The following is a 13,971-nucleotide window of genomic DNA, read 5'->3' on the forward strand; positions in this document are numbered from 1 at the left end:
CGCGGATGAGCCAGTCGGTTCAGGGCATGCCCTACAACGTCGAGACCAGGCATCCTGGGTGGCCGGCCAAACTCGGGCCGCTGCGCGTCCCGGCCGGTGTCGTCGCCGTGCGCCCGGTGCGGTTGCGCGACGCCGGCGAGTGGAGCCGCATCCGGCTCCGCGACCGTGAGCACCTCGAGAAGTGGGAACCCAGCGCTCCGGGGCTCTGGCGGGACCGCAATGTGCTGCTCGCTTGGCCGTCCCAATGGGCAGCCTTGCGGTCGCTCGCGCGGCGTGGCCAGTGCCTGCCGTTCTCGATCACGGTCGACGGTGTATTGGCCGGCCAGATCACCGTCGGTAATGTGATCAGGGCCTCACTGCGTTCGGCCTGGGTGGGCTACTGGGTGTCCTCGGAAGTGGTCGGCGGCGGTGTCGCGACGGCCGCGGTGGCGCTGGTCGTTGATCACGTCTTCGCCTCGGCGGGGCTGCATCGCATCGAGGCCACCGTGCGCCCGGAAAACGGCCCCAGCCTGCGAGTTCTCGTCAAATCCGGGTTCCGTGAGGAAGGGCTGTTCCAGCGCTACCTCGACGTGGCCGGCGACTGGCGCGACCACCTCTGCTTCGCGATCACCGCGGAGGAGACCGGCAACGGCCTGGTGTCGCGGCTGATCGCGGCGGGCAAGGCCGAGCACACCTGACAGTGATTACCGCGCTGACCGGGTAGCCGCGTTACCACATGGCGTGAGATTCACCTAATCCGGTGATGCATTTTCCTGGTAAAGGTCGGCGTGCCGCCGCGCGATCTGTTACTCCTGTGACTAGCGTGACGGAAGCAGAGGATCGGGGGAGGTGACGGGAGATGCCCAGTTCGTTGATCATCGTCGCACTGGCGGCGGCGTGGCTCGTTGTTCTCGTGCCCATGGTCGCGCGGAAGCGGCAGCAGGTCGCCCGCACCGCCGACTCGGCGATGGCCGCCAGGGTGGTGCGGAGCGGGAGTGCACGCAACGAAGCGCGGGAAGGGTTTGCCATGGCGGACAACGCTGAACCTTCAGTCGAGGACGACCTGGCCGAACTCGAGGACGAGCTCGATGCGGACCTCGAGGACGAGGACGAAGAACTCGAACCGCTTCCGCAGCCTTCACGGCAGAGCAGGGTGCGCGCCGAATCAAGCCACCACGGATACCGGCCGGGCCGAGGCGGCTTCGACCCCGAAGCAGCCGAGATCGCCGCACGCGCCAAGTACGCCTACCGCCAGCGCGTCGTCGTGTCGCTGCTGCTCCTCGTGGTGGCGAGCGCGGCCGTAGCCGGGTTCATGTTCGTCATGGCCTGGTGGGCCAACGGCCTCGCCGACGTGACACTTGTCGCGTACCTCGCCTACCTCCGGCGCCAGGTCCGCATCGAGGAAGAGATCCGCCAGCGACGGCTCTCGCGCTACAACACCGCACGCACCTACGAGCGCGCCCCACTCGTCGACGACACCGTCGAAGACGTCGAAGTCGTGTCCTCGGCACGACGCGAAGTCGTCGAGCGCAAACCCTCACCCACCTCCCGCATGCGACGCCACGCCGTCGTCGTCGACCTCGACGACGAAGACCCCGCCTTCCACGAGCTCGACGACCCCGCGACCAGGTCATTCCGCCGCGCCTCCGGTGAGTAACCCCCTTTCCGGACGCTCCGAAAGCGGCTGATATGCTCTTTCAAGCGTCATTGAGGGGCTGTAGCACAGTTGGTAGCGCGTCTCGTTCGCATCGAGAAGGTCAGGGGTTCGATTCCCCTCAGCTCCACCAGATAGGTCTCATTCAAACCACCCTCCGCGAGAATATCGCGGAGGGTGGCTTTTTGTGCACGTTCGGTAACGGTCTGGTCGGCCTCGTAGGTCGCCGCCAGCACGCCGGACGGTGTGAGCTGCCGAGACGTCGCACTGGCCGTGTCCGGCGTCCGTATTGAGTCAGGGACGACCGAGAGCGCGGAATTGGTGCCTTGGGTCGAGGTTGAGTCCGTCTGGGGAGGTTCCCCGGCTTCGAGCATTGCTTTGAAAGGTTCCGTGAGCTCGGCCCGCTCGACGCTGCCGTCTTCGCTGATGAACAGCTTCACGAAGAAGCCTTGGTTGATCTGCCGCTTGATCGGGTCCGGAGCTGTGAGGTATGCCGCTTCACAGTGGCTCGCCGCTTGGAGTGCCGCGACCAGGGTGGCTTCGATGTCCTTGTTGGTGGTCTTGGCGGCTGAGATTTCTCTCTCAGCTTCAGCCAGTGCCCAAGTTAGCCGTTTCATCTCGCTGGCCAGGAGGTCTTGGGGGATGGCTCCGGCGTAGTGGGCTTCCAGCAGCTTCTTGCGTTCGTCTTCAACGCGCTGCTTGCGCTCAAGGGCACGGTGAGACCCCTCTTGGCTTCAGTCTGCTGGCTGGCCAGCTCCGCCCGGACGGCTGCGCGGATTTGTTCGGCGTAGGCGGGCGGGACTTGGAACCGGCCGTAGAAGTCAGCTATGCCGCCCTCGATCTTCTCCACCCGCACGGCCGGGCGACGGCAGTTATTGGTCTTCGTCTTCTTCTTGACGCACATGTAGTACAGGTAGGTGCCGCCTCGGCCGGTGTTCTGGGAAAAGATCAGGCGACCGCCACAGGCTGAGCAGTAGATGGTGCTGCGCAAGTAATGCAGGTGGACACGGTCCTTCTCGCCGGTGTGGTTGTGGGCAGCGAGGACGGCTTGCACTGCCAGCCACGTATCCGGCTCGATGAGCGCGGGGTGCTTGCCCTCGTAGTGGATGCCCTGGTAGCTGACCACGCCCATGTAGTACGGATTGGCCAAGATGTGGTACATCGTGGTCAGGGGGATGGGCTTGCTTGGCCGGGTCGGCGTGGGCCGAGTTGTCAGCCCCTTGGCTCCGGCCGCCAGCGTGAGGTCAATGGCGCTCCACTCGCCAGTGGCGTACTCCTCCAGGCACCATCGGATGATTTCGGCGCGTTCCGCGTCCAGTTCGACCCAGGAGACCTCGACGCCATTGCGAGCTTCCCGACGGTTGAGGTATCCGAGCGGCGCGCGGAACGGCGTTCCGCCCTCCTCGGCCTTAGGCAATAAGCCTTTCATCACTTCGAGCGCCAAGTTGCCGGAGTAGAACTGGGCAATCTCGGCCATCAGGCCGTAGAGCAGCTTGCCGCTGGGCGTGTCGTCGATGTTCTCGGTGCAGGAGATGAGCTTGACGCCGTACTTGCGCAGCATCAGGTTGATGGCAATATCGTCTTCCCTGTTGCGGGCCAGCCTGTCGATCTTATGGACGTAGACGTAGTCCGGCCGGATCGCCTTGACGTCTTTGAGCATACGTTGCAGATCGTCGCGGTCGGCTGAGCGAGCCGATTCCCCGGCATCGACATACTCTTGGTCGATGATGGCCCCCATCTGCTGTGCCTTGGTTAAACAGGCGTCACGCTGCGCCGGGATGGAGTAGCCCTCAGCGCCGCCCCCAGTCCGGGCTTGCTCCTTGGTGCTGACGCGTAGATAGATGAATCCGACAGGTACGTCACGGGCAGGTGGTGCACCCGTCTCCTTGACGACCAGGCGTGATGGCATGCTGCGGACGGCGTCCAACGCCAATTGCTTTCGGTCGGTGGAGTAAGTCGTTTCCTGTGGTTGTTCGTCGGGTGTTGGCATAATTCCTCCTAGCGTGTGAGTTGCTCGCGGTCAATAATTGATTCCATCACATTTCACTCCTAGTGGTGCGCTCTATACTTGGTTTCACATCTTTTTCTCCCTCAATTTTCTCAGCATTCTTACGGAGTGCCAAGAGAGGATATGCTGTCCTAATGTTGGAATGGCGGTTAAGGGTAGTGATGGATGGCTGCGGAGTGCAGCCATCCATCACCAGACCGGCGCGGTTATTCGTCGGTCGCGGTTTTGCGACTGCGGCTGGTCGGCTTCGGCGAGGTCTCCGGCTGGTCCGGGCTGGTGCCCAACAGGCCTTCAATGGCTCCGCGTCGGGCCGCCGCTTCGCGCTCGATCTCCTCCAGTGCAGCGGAGGCGCGGGCGGCGAAGTCCGGTTCTTGCCGCTTCGTGCTGACGTACAGCTCAACGGCTCGCAGGACGGCGTCACCCAGCGAAATGCCGTCCAGCTGCGCGACGAGCGTGAACTGCGCGTGCAAGGCGTCAGGCAACTTGATGCCCAACGTCTTCACGCCGGAGCGTGGTTCGGTCATTGCCGGTCCTTTCTCGGCGTTGGTGTGACCGCTCACGTTCGGGCCGCGGGGTGCGGTGAACGCTTGGGTGAGCAGCCACACGCCACCGGGAAAGGCGGGGCGTCGGACCGGTGGCACGGCGAGCATCAAGGGGTGCGGGCCGCCTTGGTGCGCCAGTCCGCCAGGCGCTGCTCAACCGTGTGTCTGCAATCCCGCGACAAGGACGCGCGCGCGACGTACTGATCCCTTGCTTTGCCGGCAGGCGCTCTCCCGCTGTGCGGCAGGGCGCCTTTCGCGTATGTGGTTCACGTTTCTCTTGCCTAGTCCGGGTCAGCCCCTTGCGTATCCAATCATGCATGTTTAATGTATCAACCATGCCCGTTGGGGGGTCGGGTCCAACGTCGGGCCGAACCCGTCCGGAGAAGGTGGCAGTCATGAGGTCTCACCGCACCGCCGCGGTCGTAATCGCCGTATCAGCGCTGACAGTCGCGGGCTGTACCGCGGCAGGGGAAGGGTCGAACCCGGGTGGGGACGGTGGTTCGCTCACCGTCCTGGTGGCCGCCGACGGCGGCCAGAACTACGACCCGCAGACGAACGCCGCCCCGTCCAGCGGTGAGTTCATGATGCCGGTGTTCGACACCCTGGTGACTGAAGATGCCCAGGGTGCCGTGACGCCGGGGCTGGCCACCGCGTGGAAGTACGCACCGGACAGCACGACGCTCACCTTGACCTTGCGCGGCGGAGTGACGTTCCAGGACGGGACCCCGTTCGACGCCGCGGCGATCAAGAGAAACATCGAGCGGGGCAAGACCAACCCGAAGTCGGTGATCGGCGGTCAGCTGGGTGCCATCGGTTCGGTCGACGTCCCGGATCCGGCCACGGTCGTGCTGCACCTGAAGTCGGCCGCGGGTTCGCTGCTCGGCTTCCTCGCCGGTCCCGCCGGGATGATGGGCAGCCCCAAGGCCTGGTCGAACGCGAACTACGCGACCCATCCGGTCGGGACGGGGCCTTGGCAGGTCTCGGACAGTTCCCAGCCGGGCAGCGACATGGTCTACACGGCCTACAAGGGCTACTGGAATCCCTCGGTGCAGAAGGCCCAGACCATCCATGTCCGGGTCGGTGCGGAGTCGACCTTCGTCCCCGGACTGACCGGCCACAGCGTCCAAGCCGTCATGTTGACCGGTGCGCCCACCGACGGGAAGACACTGTCCTCGGCGGGGTTGCCGGTCGCCGATGCCGGCATCAGTTACCTGCATCTGTTGTACCTCAACAAGTCCGGGGTGTTCGCCGACCCGAAGGTCCGCGAGGCCGTGTCGCTGGCCGTCGACCGCAAGACGATCTGCGACTCACTGCTGGGCGGTGCGTGCACCACCACCGCGCAGCCGGTCCAGCCGAAATCCTGGGCCTACGATCCCTCGCTGGCCACACCGGCACCGGATGTCGACCGGGCCAAGGAACTGCTTGCCCAGGCCGGCCACCCGGGCGGGATCGCCTTCACCGCGGTGGTTTCCTCCGCCGGCACGCAGCTACAGACCGAACTGACCGCCATCCAGCAGATGCTGGCCAAAGCGGCCATCACGATGACCATCTCCCCGATGCCGGTCGCGCAGCTGCTTCCGGCCCTCGACGCCGGAACGGCCCAGGCCTACTACTCGGTCAACACCGGCGGAGCCGACCCGGCCATTCCGCTGGCGACGATGTCCGCTCCCGCTTACAACCCCGGCGGCTACCACGAACCGGCGCTGGCCGGAGCTCTGGTCGCCGCCGACGCGGCGACCACCCAGGCCGCCCGGGTCACGGCCTACCGGAAGGTGTCCGCGGCCTACCAGGACACGGCGTTCAACGTGGTGATCCTCAACCAGGACCTGCAGTACGCCACCGCCAAGGGAGTGTCCGGGGTCAGCGCCCGCGACCCGCTGGTCCTGGCCACCGGCGCCGCGAGCGTCTCGTGAGCGCGTCCGCCCGCGTCGCGCTGGTGACCGGTGCCTCGTTCGGGCAAGGCGCCGAACATGCCCGCCGGCTCACCTCGGACGGCCTGCGCGTGGTCGCGACGGACCTGTCAGGCACCGTGCCGAGCGGGTTCACCGGCGACTTCCACGTGCTGGACGTCGCCGATGAACGGAACTGGACGCAGGTGGTCGGCGAGGTCCTCGCCGAGTACGGGCACATCGACGTCCTGGTGAACAACGCCGGGATCACCGGCCCCAGCCTGCCCGTCGAAGAGACCTCCCACGAGACCTACCGCCAGGTCGTGGAAGTCAACCAGTTCGGCTGCTTCCTCGGCATGCGGGCGGTGATCCCGGCGATGCGCGCCGCCGGCACCGGCTCGATCATCAACATCTCCTCGGTGGCCGGAATGGGCGGCATACCCGGCAGGATCCCTTACCAGGCCAGCAAATGGGCGATCCGGGGCATGACGCGCACGGCGGCGGTCGAACTGGCGGGCACCGGGGTCCGGGTCAACACGATCGTGCCGGGCTGGGTGGACACCCAGATGGCAGCCAATGCCGAACTGCCGCTCGAGGAGATCGCCGCCGGCATCCCGCTCAAGCGGATCGCGGCACCGGCGGAGATCTCAGCGCTGGTCAGCTTTCTCGCCTCGGCCGAAAGCCGGTACATGACCGGCAGCGACCTGGTCGTCGACGGAGGCCTCCGTGCCCGCATCTGAACACACCCCGATCCCGCCAGGGAGGCGCTGATGCTGAAGATGATCGGCCGCCGATTCGCCATCGCCGTACCGCTGCTGCTGGTCGTCAGCTTCGGCGTGTTCGCCTTGACCGCGGTGTCCTCCGCCGATCCGGCACGGGCCATCCTCGGCGAAGGGGCGAACCCGGCCTCGGTCACGGCCCTGCGCCACCAGCTTGGCCTCGACCAATCGACGCTGCAACGGTACGGGCGCTGGTTGTCCCGGCTGTTCCACGGCGACCTCGGCCAGTCGTGGTACAGCAACGTCCCGGTCACCACCAAGATCGCCCAAGGCCTGCCGATCACGGCGGCGCTGGTACTGGCGTCCATTGTGGTCACCGTGGCGGTGGCCGTGCCGCTCGGCCTGTACGCGGGCATGCGGCCCGGTGGCCGCGTGGACCGGATCGCCGGCGCGGCCGCCGGCCTCCTGCTGGCGATGCCGGAGTTCTGGGTCGCCCTGCTGCTGGTCCTGATCCTCAGCCAGAAACTGCACCTGCTGCCCGGCACCGGCACCACGGTGATCACCGCCGACCTCTGGCGGGACGTCCAATACCTCGCCATCCCGGTGATGGCGATCAGCCTGCCCCAGATTTGCGCGCTGTACCGGCAGACCAGGGCGTCGGCCGCCATCGTGGTGCGCCAGGACTACGTGCGGACAGCGCGTGCCGGCGGCATCGCCGAGGGCGAGCTGCTCCGGACACGGGTGGCCAAGAACGCGCTGGTGCCGTCGGTGACCCTGCTCGGCCTGCAGCTCGGCCGGATGATCGGCATCGCGGCGGTGGTCGAGTCGGTGTACGGCATGCAGGGCATCGGCTCGATGGCGGTACAGGCGGCGCTGAGCTCCGACCTGCCGATCGTGCTCGGCGTCGTGCTGGTCACCGCGGCCGTGGTGATGGCGGCGAACCTGCTGGCCGATGTCACCTGCTACTACCTGGCTCCGAAGGCGAGGAAAACATGATCGACGACGTGGTCGGTCCATCGGCCCTGGTTACTCCGTCCATCCCCAGCGCGAGGCCCGGTGCCTGGCACGCGTTCCGGCGGCATCGCCTGGCCGTGATCGCCTTGGCGGTGTTCGTGGTGGTCGTGCTGGTCGCCGTGCTGGCACCGGTGCTGCCCGTGCCCGATCCGAACTCCCAGGTGCTGCTGGACCGCCTCCAAGGGCCGAGCGCCCGTCATCTGCTGGGCACCGACGAACTCGGCCGCGACCAGCTGGCGCGCTTGCTGTCCGGGACCCGGATCTCGCTGTGGGCGGCGCTGCAGGCGACGGTGGTCGGCGCCGTCTTGGGCGTGCCGCTGGGCTTGCTCACCGGCACGGTCGGCGGCCGCGTGGACAGCGTGCTGAGCCGTGCCTTCGACGCGGTCCAGAGCATCCCCGCGCTGATCCTGGCGATCGCCGTCGTCGCCGTGCTGGGCCGTCAGCTGACCCCCGCGATGGTCTCGATCGGCGTCGCGTTCTCGCCCACCTTCTACCGCGTCTCGCGGGCCGCGGCGTCGACGGTCGCGGGGGAGACCTACATCGAGGCAAGCCGTTCGATGGGGCAGAAGACGGCCCGGATCGTGGTCGACCACGTGCTGGGCAACGTCGCCGCCGCGCTCGTCGTAGTGACGTCGACGACCTTCGCCTTCGGGATCCTCGCCGAGGCCGCGCTGAGCTACCTCGGTCTCGGTACGCAGCCTCCCAGCGCCAGCCTGGGGAGCATGCTCACCAGCGCGGCCAACCTGCTGAACTCCGCACCGCAGCTGACCATCGAACCCGGCCTCGTCATCGTCCTGGTGGTGCTGTGCGTCTCCCTGGTCAGTGACGCCGTGCAGGCCATGACCTCGGCCGGAGGGGATCGCTGAGATGAGCACTCAGACGCACGACGTGGCGCTTTCGATACAGGGCCTCGAGATCGCGCTGGTCGGCGGGGGCCGGCCGCTGCCCGTGGTGACCGGGGCGAACCTGACCGTCGCCCGCCAGGAGATCGTCGGACTGGTCGGCGAGTCGGGGTCGGGCAAGTCGCTGACCAGCCTGGCGCTGGCCCGCCTTCTCGACCCGCGGGTGGCCCGGGTGACGTCGGGATCGGTGACGTTGTTCGGCCGGGAGCTGCTCGACCTGCCCGAACCGGCGATGCGGGCGGTCCGCGGCAAGGAGATCGGCATGATCTTCCAGGATCCGATGACCTCGCTGGATCCCGCCTTCACCACCGGCTACCAGCTGACCTCGGTGCTACGCCGGCACACCGGCCTCAAACGGCCCCAGGCACGGCAACGAGCTCTCGAGCTGCTCGGCCTGGTCGGCATCGCGGACCCGCGCCGCCGCATCGACCAGTACCCGCACCAACTGTCCGGCGGGATGCGGCAGCGCGTGATGATCGCCCTCGCCATCGCGGGTGAACCGAAGGTGCTGATCGCCGACGAACCGACCACCGCACTGGACGCCACGACCCAGGCCCAGATCCTGGAGCTCATCAAGACCCTGGCCGTCACGATGCACATGTCGACGATCATCACGACCCACGACCTGGGTGTCGTGGCCGAGGTGTGCGACCGGGTCGCGGTGATGTACGCCGGTCAGATCGTCGAACAGGCCGCCACCGAGCAGCTGTTCCACCGGCCCCGGCATCCCTACACCGAGCGCCTGCTGCGCTCGTTGCCCCGCGTCGGCGCGGCCCAGGACCTGACCGGTATTCCGGGCCAGCCCCCACGAGCCGGGAACTTCCCGCCGGGGTGCCGCTTCGCCGCGCGGTGCGGGTATGCGGTGGAACCGGAGTGCACGGCGGCCATGCCGGTCCTGCTCGCGATGGAGGACGAGCGGACGGCTCGCTGCGTCCGGACAGCGGAGCTCGACCTGAGAGGAGTCGGCGTATGAAGCCCCCGGTTCCTCTGCTGTCGGTGCGCAACCTCAGCCGGAACTTCGTCGTCCGGCGGGACATGCTGGGCAGGCCCCGCGAATTCGTCCACGCGGTGGACGATGTCAGTTTCGAGGTCGACGCCGGAACCACGCTGGGCATCGTCGGCGAGTCGGGCTCCGGGAAGTCCACCCTCGGCCGCCTGGCCCTGCGGCTGATCGAGGCCGACGACGGCCGGATCAGCTTCGCCGGCCGCGACCTGCGAGCGTTGCCCCCGGGCGAGCTTCGCTCGCTGCGGTCGGACATGACGATGATCTTCCAAGATCCGTATTCCGCGCTCGATCCACGATGGACGGTCGGCCGGAGTGTGGCCGAACCACTGCGCGTCACCGGTTCGGCGAACCCGGCCGAACAGCGGGCCGCCGTCGTCGAGATGCTCGGACTGGTCGGGCTCGACGCGGATGTCGTGGATCGCCTCCCCGGAGCGTTCTCCGGGGGACAGCGCCAGCGGCTCGTCATCGCCCGGGCGCTGATCACGCGGCCGCGCCTGGTGTTCTGCGACGAGCCGGTGTCCGCCTTGGACGTCTCCACCCGGGCACAGGTGCTGGGGCTCCTGCGCGATCTGCAACGGGACCTCGCGCTGGCCTACCTGTTCGTCTCCCATGACCTAGGCATCGTCGAGGCGGTGAGCGACCGGATCGCGGTGATGTACCTCGGTTCGATCGTCGAGGTGGGACCGGCCGGAGCCGTGGCCCATCAGTACCGCCACCCGTACACCGCTTCGCTCGTCTCCGCGTCCCCGGCAGCCGACCCGGTCGCGCAGCGGGCCCGACGCCGGGTGCTGCTGGCCGGTGAGCCGCCGTCCCCGGTCGATCCGCCGTCCGGCTGCGCCTTCCACCCGCGCTGCCCCCTCGCCCAGCCGATCTGCGCAGTCGAGAAGCCGGCGCTGAAGACCGGGCACGACGGGCACGCCGTCGCCTGCCACGTCACCGCCGGCAACCCTCGCCTGGCCGGGGAGGCGCTGCTCTCCCGGATGACCAGCTCCGGACAACCCACGCTGGTAAGTCCTCAGCCCGTAGCGGAAGGAACGTGCTTGTGAAGATTGCGTCGATAGAGACTGGTGCGGGACCGTCGATCGGTGTCCACGACGACGACGGCTCGGTGATCGATCTGCGTTCGCTCGGTGCGGACGTGCCCATCGACCTGCGCGGGCTCCTCGAGCTCGGCCCAGAGGCGCTCGCCGACATCGGCGAGCGGGCCCGGACCTCGGGTACGCGGCTGGACCCCGACGAGATCCGCTTCCTGCCGGTGGTACCGCACTCCCACGCGGTGTGGTGCGCCGCGCTGAACTATCCGACCCACGTCAAGGAAGGCAACTGGGAACCGCCCTCGGCGCCACCGTTCTTCCTGCGGGTGGCGGGCAGCCTGTGCGGACACCTCGAACCGATCGTGCAGCCGTCGGTGTCCGATCGGCTGGACTACGAAGGCGAGCTGGCGGTGGTGATCGGCCGGCGGGCCCGGCACGTTCCCCCGTCCGAGGCCTACGACGTGATCGCCGGCTACTCCTGCTTCAACGACGGCTCGGTCCGAGACTGGCAGCGGCACACCACGCAGATCACCTCGGGCAAGAACTTCGCCGGGACCGGCGCGTTCGGCCCGTGGCTGACCACGCGTGACGAGGTCGAGGATATCGCCGCCGCCCAGCTGACCACCCGGCTGAACGGCAAGGTCATGCAGCAGACCAAGATCGGTGAGATGATCTTCGGCATTCCGGAGCTAGTCAACTACCTGTCCACGATCTGCGAACTGCAGCCCGGCGACGTCGTGGTGACCGGCACCCCCGGTGGTGTCGGCGCACGTCAGACCCCGCAGGTGTTCATGAGCCCGGGAGACGTGGTCGAGGTCGAGATCGACCAGGTGGGCCTGCTGCGCAACCCCATCGTGCGAGAGGAGAGCTGACCTGTGACGGAAACAGAGACTCGTACCCCGGGCCCGGCCGAGCGCCAGCCCGAGCGTCCCGGGCTCGCCGACGAGCGGCATGACGTCGGCGGCGTACGGCTCGAGCGCCCGTTCAAGATCCGCCGGCTCGGGCACTTCGGGTACAACTGCGTCGACACCGACGCGATGCTCGAGTTCTATGTGGACGGTCTCGGTCTGATCATCTCCGACCAGTCCGGCACGATGCCGTCGCGCCTGCCGGCCGAGGAGCAGGAGACCTTGACCCCGAACGAGCGGTTGCTGCACTTCACCCGTTTCGGCAGCGAGCATCACCAGCTGGTGTTCATCAGCCAGCAGGTGTGGGACTGGGTCGGGCAGGCCAACGGCTCGGCCGGTGCGTCGATCAACCAGGTCACCTGGCAGGTCGGCAGCCTCGCCGAGGTGGTCAACGGTGCCGAGTGGATCTGGGGCCGGGGTGAGCGGCTGATGCGGTCCGGACGGGACATGCCCGGCTCGAACTGGCACACCTACCTGTTCGACCCCGAAGGTCATATCAACGAGCTGTTCTACGGTATGGAGCAGATCGGCTGGGACGGGCTGAGCAAACCGCGTCCGATGTGGACCGGCGTGCTCAACGAGCGCCCGACCCTGCCGCAGGCGTCGGAGGCCACCGAGGTGGCCGGCGCCGGGGGAGCGGGCATCGACGTCCTGTCCGGTCATCGCGCGGAGGTCTCGGCGCCCGGCTCGTTCGCCGTGGACGGGGTGCTCATGCGACGCCCGTTCAAGATCGTCGGCATCGGGCCGGTCAGTCTGTTCGTCGAGGATCTCGAAGACACGCAACGCTTCTACACCCAAGTGCTCGGTTTCGACGTCCGTCGCGACGTCGAATGGCAGGGCCATCGCGGGGTGCTGCTCAGCTGCGGAACCGACCATCACAACCTCGCCCTGTACGAGACCGGCTTGCGTGACGCGCTCGGTCTCAACGGCCGCAACGACTCCATGGCACTCGGGTTCCGGCTGGCCAACTACCGCCAGCTCCGCGCGGCGGTCGACTACATGGTGGCCAGGGGCGCCGAAGAAGTCGACGTTCCCGCGGAACTGGTTCCCGGCTTCGACTACGTCAGCCATCTGCGCGACCCCGACGGCAACCTCGTGCAGCTGTACTACTACCAGCGTCAGTGCGCACCCACCGACCCGTTGCCCACCACCGTTTCCGGGGCGGTGGCCGACTGGCCCGAGCTGATCGACGCCCCCGCCGACGTCTTCGGCGGCCAGCAGTTCCTGGGGCCGTGGGAATGAGCCGCGCCATGGCCGCGGTCGAGACCCTGCTCGCCTGTCAGGAAATCGGTGAACTGCTCGCCCGGCGGGGCCGGGCCGCCGACGCGAAGGACCCGGACGCGATCGTGGCCGAGCACGTTCCCGGGTCTCGGGACGAGCACGGCATCTTCGGCGGCACGATCGAGGAGTTCGCCGACTACCTGCGCCACAACAACTACAGCGACGGCAGATATGGGCCGCAGCGCCACACCATCGCCAACCTGCTCGTCGACTTCGACTCGGTGGACAGCGCGCGGGTGGAGTCGTATCACCTGGCCTATCACCGGCTGGTGCTCGGCTCCGGCGAGTACGACGTGGACATCGGCGGTCGCTACCTCGACGTGTGCGAGCGACTGGACGGGCACTGGCGGCTGCGCAGCCGCACGGTCGTCTACGACTGGTCGCGATCGTTCCCGGCGACCGGCGACCAGCTACCCGGCCAACCAGCGAAACGCTTTTCCGGAGGACGTATGACGAACCACCAAGCCGGCGGGGAAGCTACTTCGCCTGACAGCACGGCCGCGGTGGCCGAGCTAGTGGCCAAGCACGAGATCACCGAGCTGCTGTACCGCCGCGCCCGGGCGGGGGATCGTCGCGATCTCGCATTGGCCTTGAGCTGCTACCACCCCGGGGCGACCGAAAACCACGAGGGTTTCGCCGGGACCGCGGCGGACTTCATCAGCGAGGTCTCGATGATCTCGCCGGACTCCACCGCGCCGGTGAACGGGCTGTGGCACTTCGTCTCCAACGTCCTGATCGAGCTGGACGGCGACCGGGCCGAGGTCGAGAGCTACCACATCGCCCTGGTGATCCGGCAGGAGAACGGCGTCGAGACCCAGAGCCGGATCGGCGGCCGCTACCTGGACAAAATGGAGCGCCGGGAGGGACGCTGGGGGATCGCGCATCGCGACGTGGTGTTCGACTGGAGCAGGGTGGACGAATCCGGCCGGCCCTACTGGGACCTGGTCGGCCTCGACGAAGCGAAGCTGCTGCGCGGCGCGTTCGGCCCGGACGATCCGCTGTACTCGCACCTGAACGTGCCCAGAGGCAGTTGAG

At 67.6% G+C, this 13,971-nt stretch carries 13 protein-coding genes and 1 tRNA gene; 12 read left to right on the forward strand and 2 right to left on the reverse strand.

Features of this window, described 5'->3' with window-relative positions; translation table 11 throughout:
- The first annotated feature begins 5 nt into the window (after nucleotides 1-5).
- From JWQ81_RS03465 to JWQ81_RS03475, 3 genes are all read left to right on the forward strand, one after another.
- Nucleotides 6-677, forward strand: coding sequence for a GNAT family protein (locus tag JWQ81_RS03465; RefSeq protein ID WP_297537352.1), 672 nt, complete (start codon nucleotides 6-8; stop codon nucleotides 675-677).
- 161 nt (nucleotides 678-838) lie between these two features.
- Nucleotides 839-1,636: a gephyrin-like molybdotransferase receptor GlpR gene (gene glpR / locus JWQ81_RS03470; RefSeq protein WP_297537354.1), complete on the forward strand. Its 798-nt coding sequence runs from the start codon at nucleotides 839-841 to the stop codon at nucleotides 1,634-1,636.
- Between the two features lie 54 nt (nucleotides 1,637-1,690).
- Nucleotides 1,691-1,766, forward strand: a tRNA-Ala gene (locus tag JWQ81_RS03475).
- A gap of 480 nt (nucleotides 1,767-2,246) precedes the next feature.
- Here the strand turns inward: JWQ81_RS03475 and JWQ81_RS03480 are convergent.
- Nucleotides 2,247-3,623, reverse strand: coding sequence for a recombinase family protein (locus tag JWQ81_RS03480; RefSeq protein ID WP_297537356.1), 1,377 nt, complete (start codon nucleotides 3,621-3,623; stop codon nucleotides 2,247-2,249).
- Between the two features lie 224 nt (nucleotides 3,624-3,847).
- Entirely contained in the window at nucleotides 3,848-4,165 is a 318-nt protein-coding gene (locus tag JWQ81_RS03485; protein WP_297537358.1) for a hypothetical protein, read from the reverse strand.
- A gap of 413 nt (nucleotides 4,166-4,578) precedes the next feature.
- On the opposite strand from JWQ81_RS03485, the gene JWQ81_RS03490 reads away from it, so the two are divergent.
- From JWQ81_RS03490 to JWQ81_RS03530, 9 genes are read left to right on the forward strand one after another with little or no spacing between them, the layout of a single operon-like run.
- Nucleotides 4,579-6,096 (forward strand): ABC transporter substrate-binding protein, encoded by a 1,518-nt coding sequence (locus JWQ81_RS03490; RefSeq protein ID WP_297537361.1) that lies wholly within the window; start codon nucleotides 4,579-4,581, stop codon nucleotides 6,094-6,096.
- Entirely contained in the window at nucleotides 6,093-6,812 is a 720-nt protein-coding gene (locus JWQ81_RS03495; RefSeq protein WP_297537363.1) for an SDR family oxidoreductase, read from the forward strand. The genes JWQ81_RS03490 and JWQ81_RS03495 overlap by 4 nt, the downstream gene beginning before the upstream one ends.
- A gap of 30 nt (nucleotides 6,813-6,842) precedes the next feature.
- The gene (locus tag JWQ81_RS03500) at nucleotides 6,843-7,787 is read left to right on the forward strand and encodes an ABC transporter permease (protein WP_297537365.1); all 945 of its coding nucleotides are present in this window, start codon (nucleotides 6,843-6,845) and stop codon (nucleotides 7,785-7,787) included.
- On the forward strand, nucleotides 7,784-8,671 hold the full coding sequence (locus JWQ81_RS03505; RefSeq protein WP_297537367.1) for an ABC transporter permease: 888 nt from the start codon (nucleotides 7,784-7,786) through the stop codon (nucleotides 8,669-8,671). The genes JWQ81_RS03500 and JWQ81_RS03505 overlap by 4 nt, the downstream gene beginning before the upstream one ends.
- Before the next feature lies 1 nt (nucleotide 8,672).
- Nucleotides 8,673-9,680, forward strand: a complete 1,008-nt coding sequence (locus JWQ81_RS03510; protein ID WP_297537369.1) for an ABC transporter ATP-binding protein — start codon at nucleotides 8,673-8,675, stop codon at nucleotides 9,678-9,680.
- Nucleotides 9,677-10,759, forward strand: coding sequence for an oligopeptide/dipeptide ABC transporter ATP-binding protein (locus tag JWQ81_RS03515; RefSeq protein WP_297537371.1), 1,083 nt, complete (start codon nucleotides 9,677-9,679; stop codon nucleotides 10,757-10,759). The genes JWQ81_RS03510 and JWQ81_RS03515 overlap by 4 nt, the downstream gene beginning before the upstream one ends.
- Nucleotides 10,756-11,619 (forward strand): fumarylacetoacetate hydrolase family protein, encoded by an 864-nt coding sequence (locus JWQ81_RS03520; RefSeq protein WP_297537373.1) that lies wholly within the window; start codon nucleotides 10,756-10,758, stop codon nucleotides 11,617-11,619. Before JWQ81_RS03515 ends, JWQ81_RS03520 begins: the two co-directional genes overlap by 4 nt.
- A 3-nt stretch (nucleotides 11,620-11,622) precedes the next feature.
- On the forward strand, nucleotides 11,623-12,897 hold the full coding sequence (locus tag JWQ81_RS03525) for a VOC family protein (RefSeq protein ID WP_297537375.1): 1,275 nt from the start codon (nucleotides 11,623-11,625) through the stop codon (nucleotides 12,895-12,897).
- A gap of 8 nt (nucleotides 12,898-12,905) precedes the next feature.
- Nucleotides 12,906-13,970 (forward strand): nuclear transport factor 2 family protein, encoded by a 1,065-nt coding sequence (locus JWQ81_RS03530; protein WP_297537377.1) that lies wholly within the window; start codon nucleotides 12,906-12,908, stop codon nucleotides 13,968-13,970.
- The last annotated feature ends 1 nt before the right edge of the window (nucleotide 13,971 follow it).

The organism is Amycolatopsis sp., from assembly GCF_025464955.1.
Lineage (GTDB): Bacteria > Actinomycetota > Actinomycetes > Mycobacteriales > Pseudonocardiaceae > Amycolatopsis.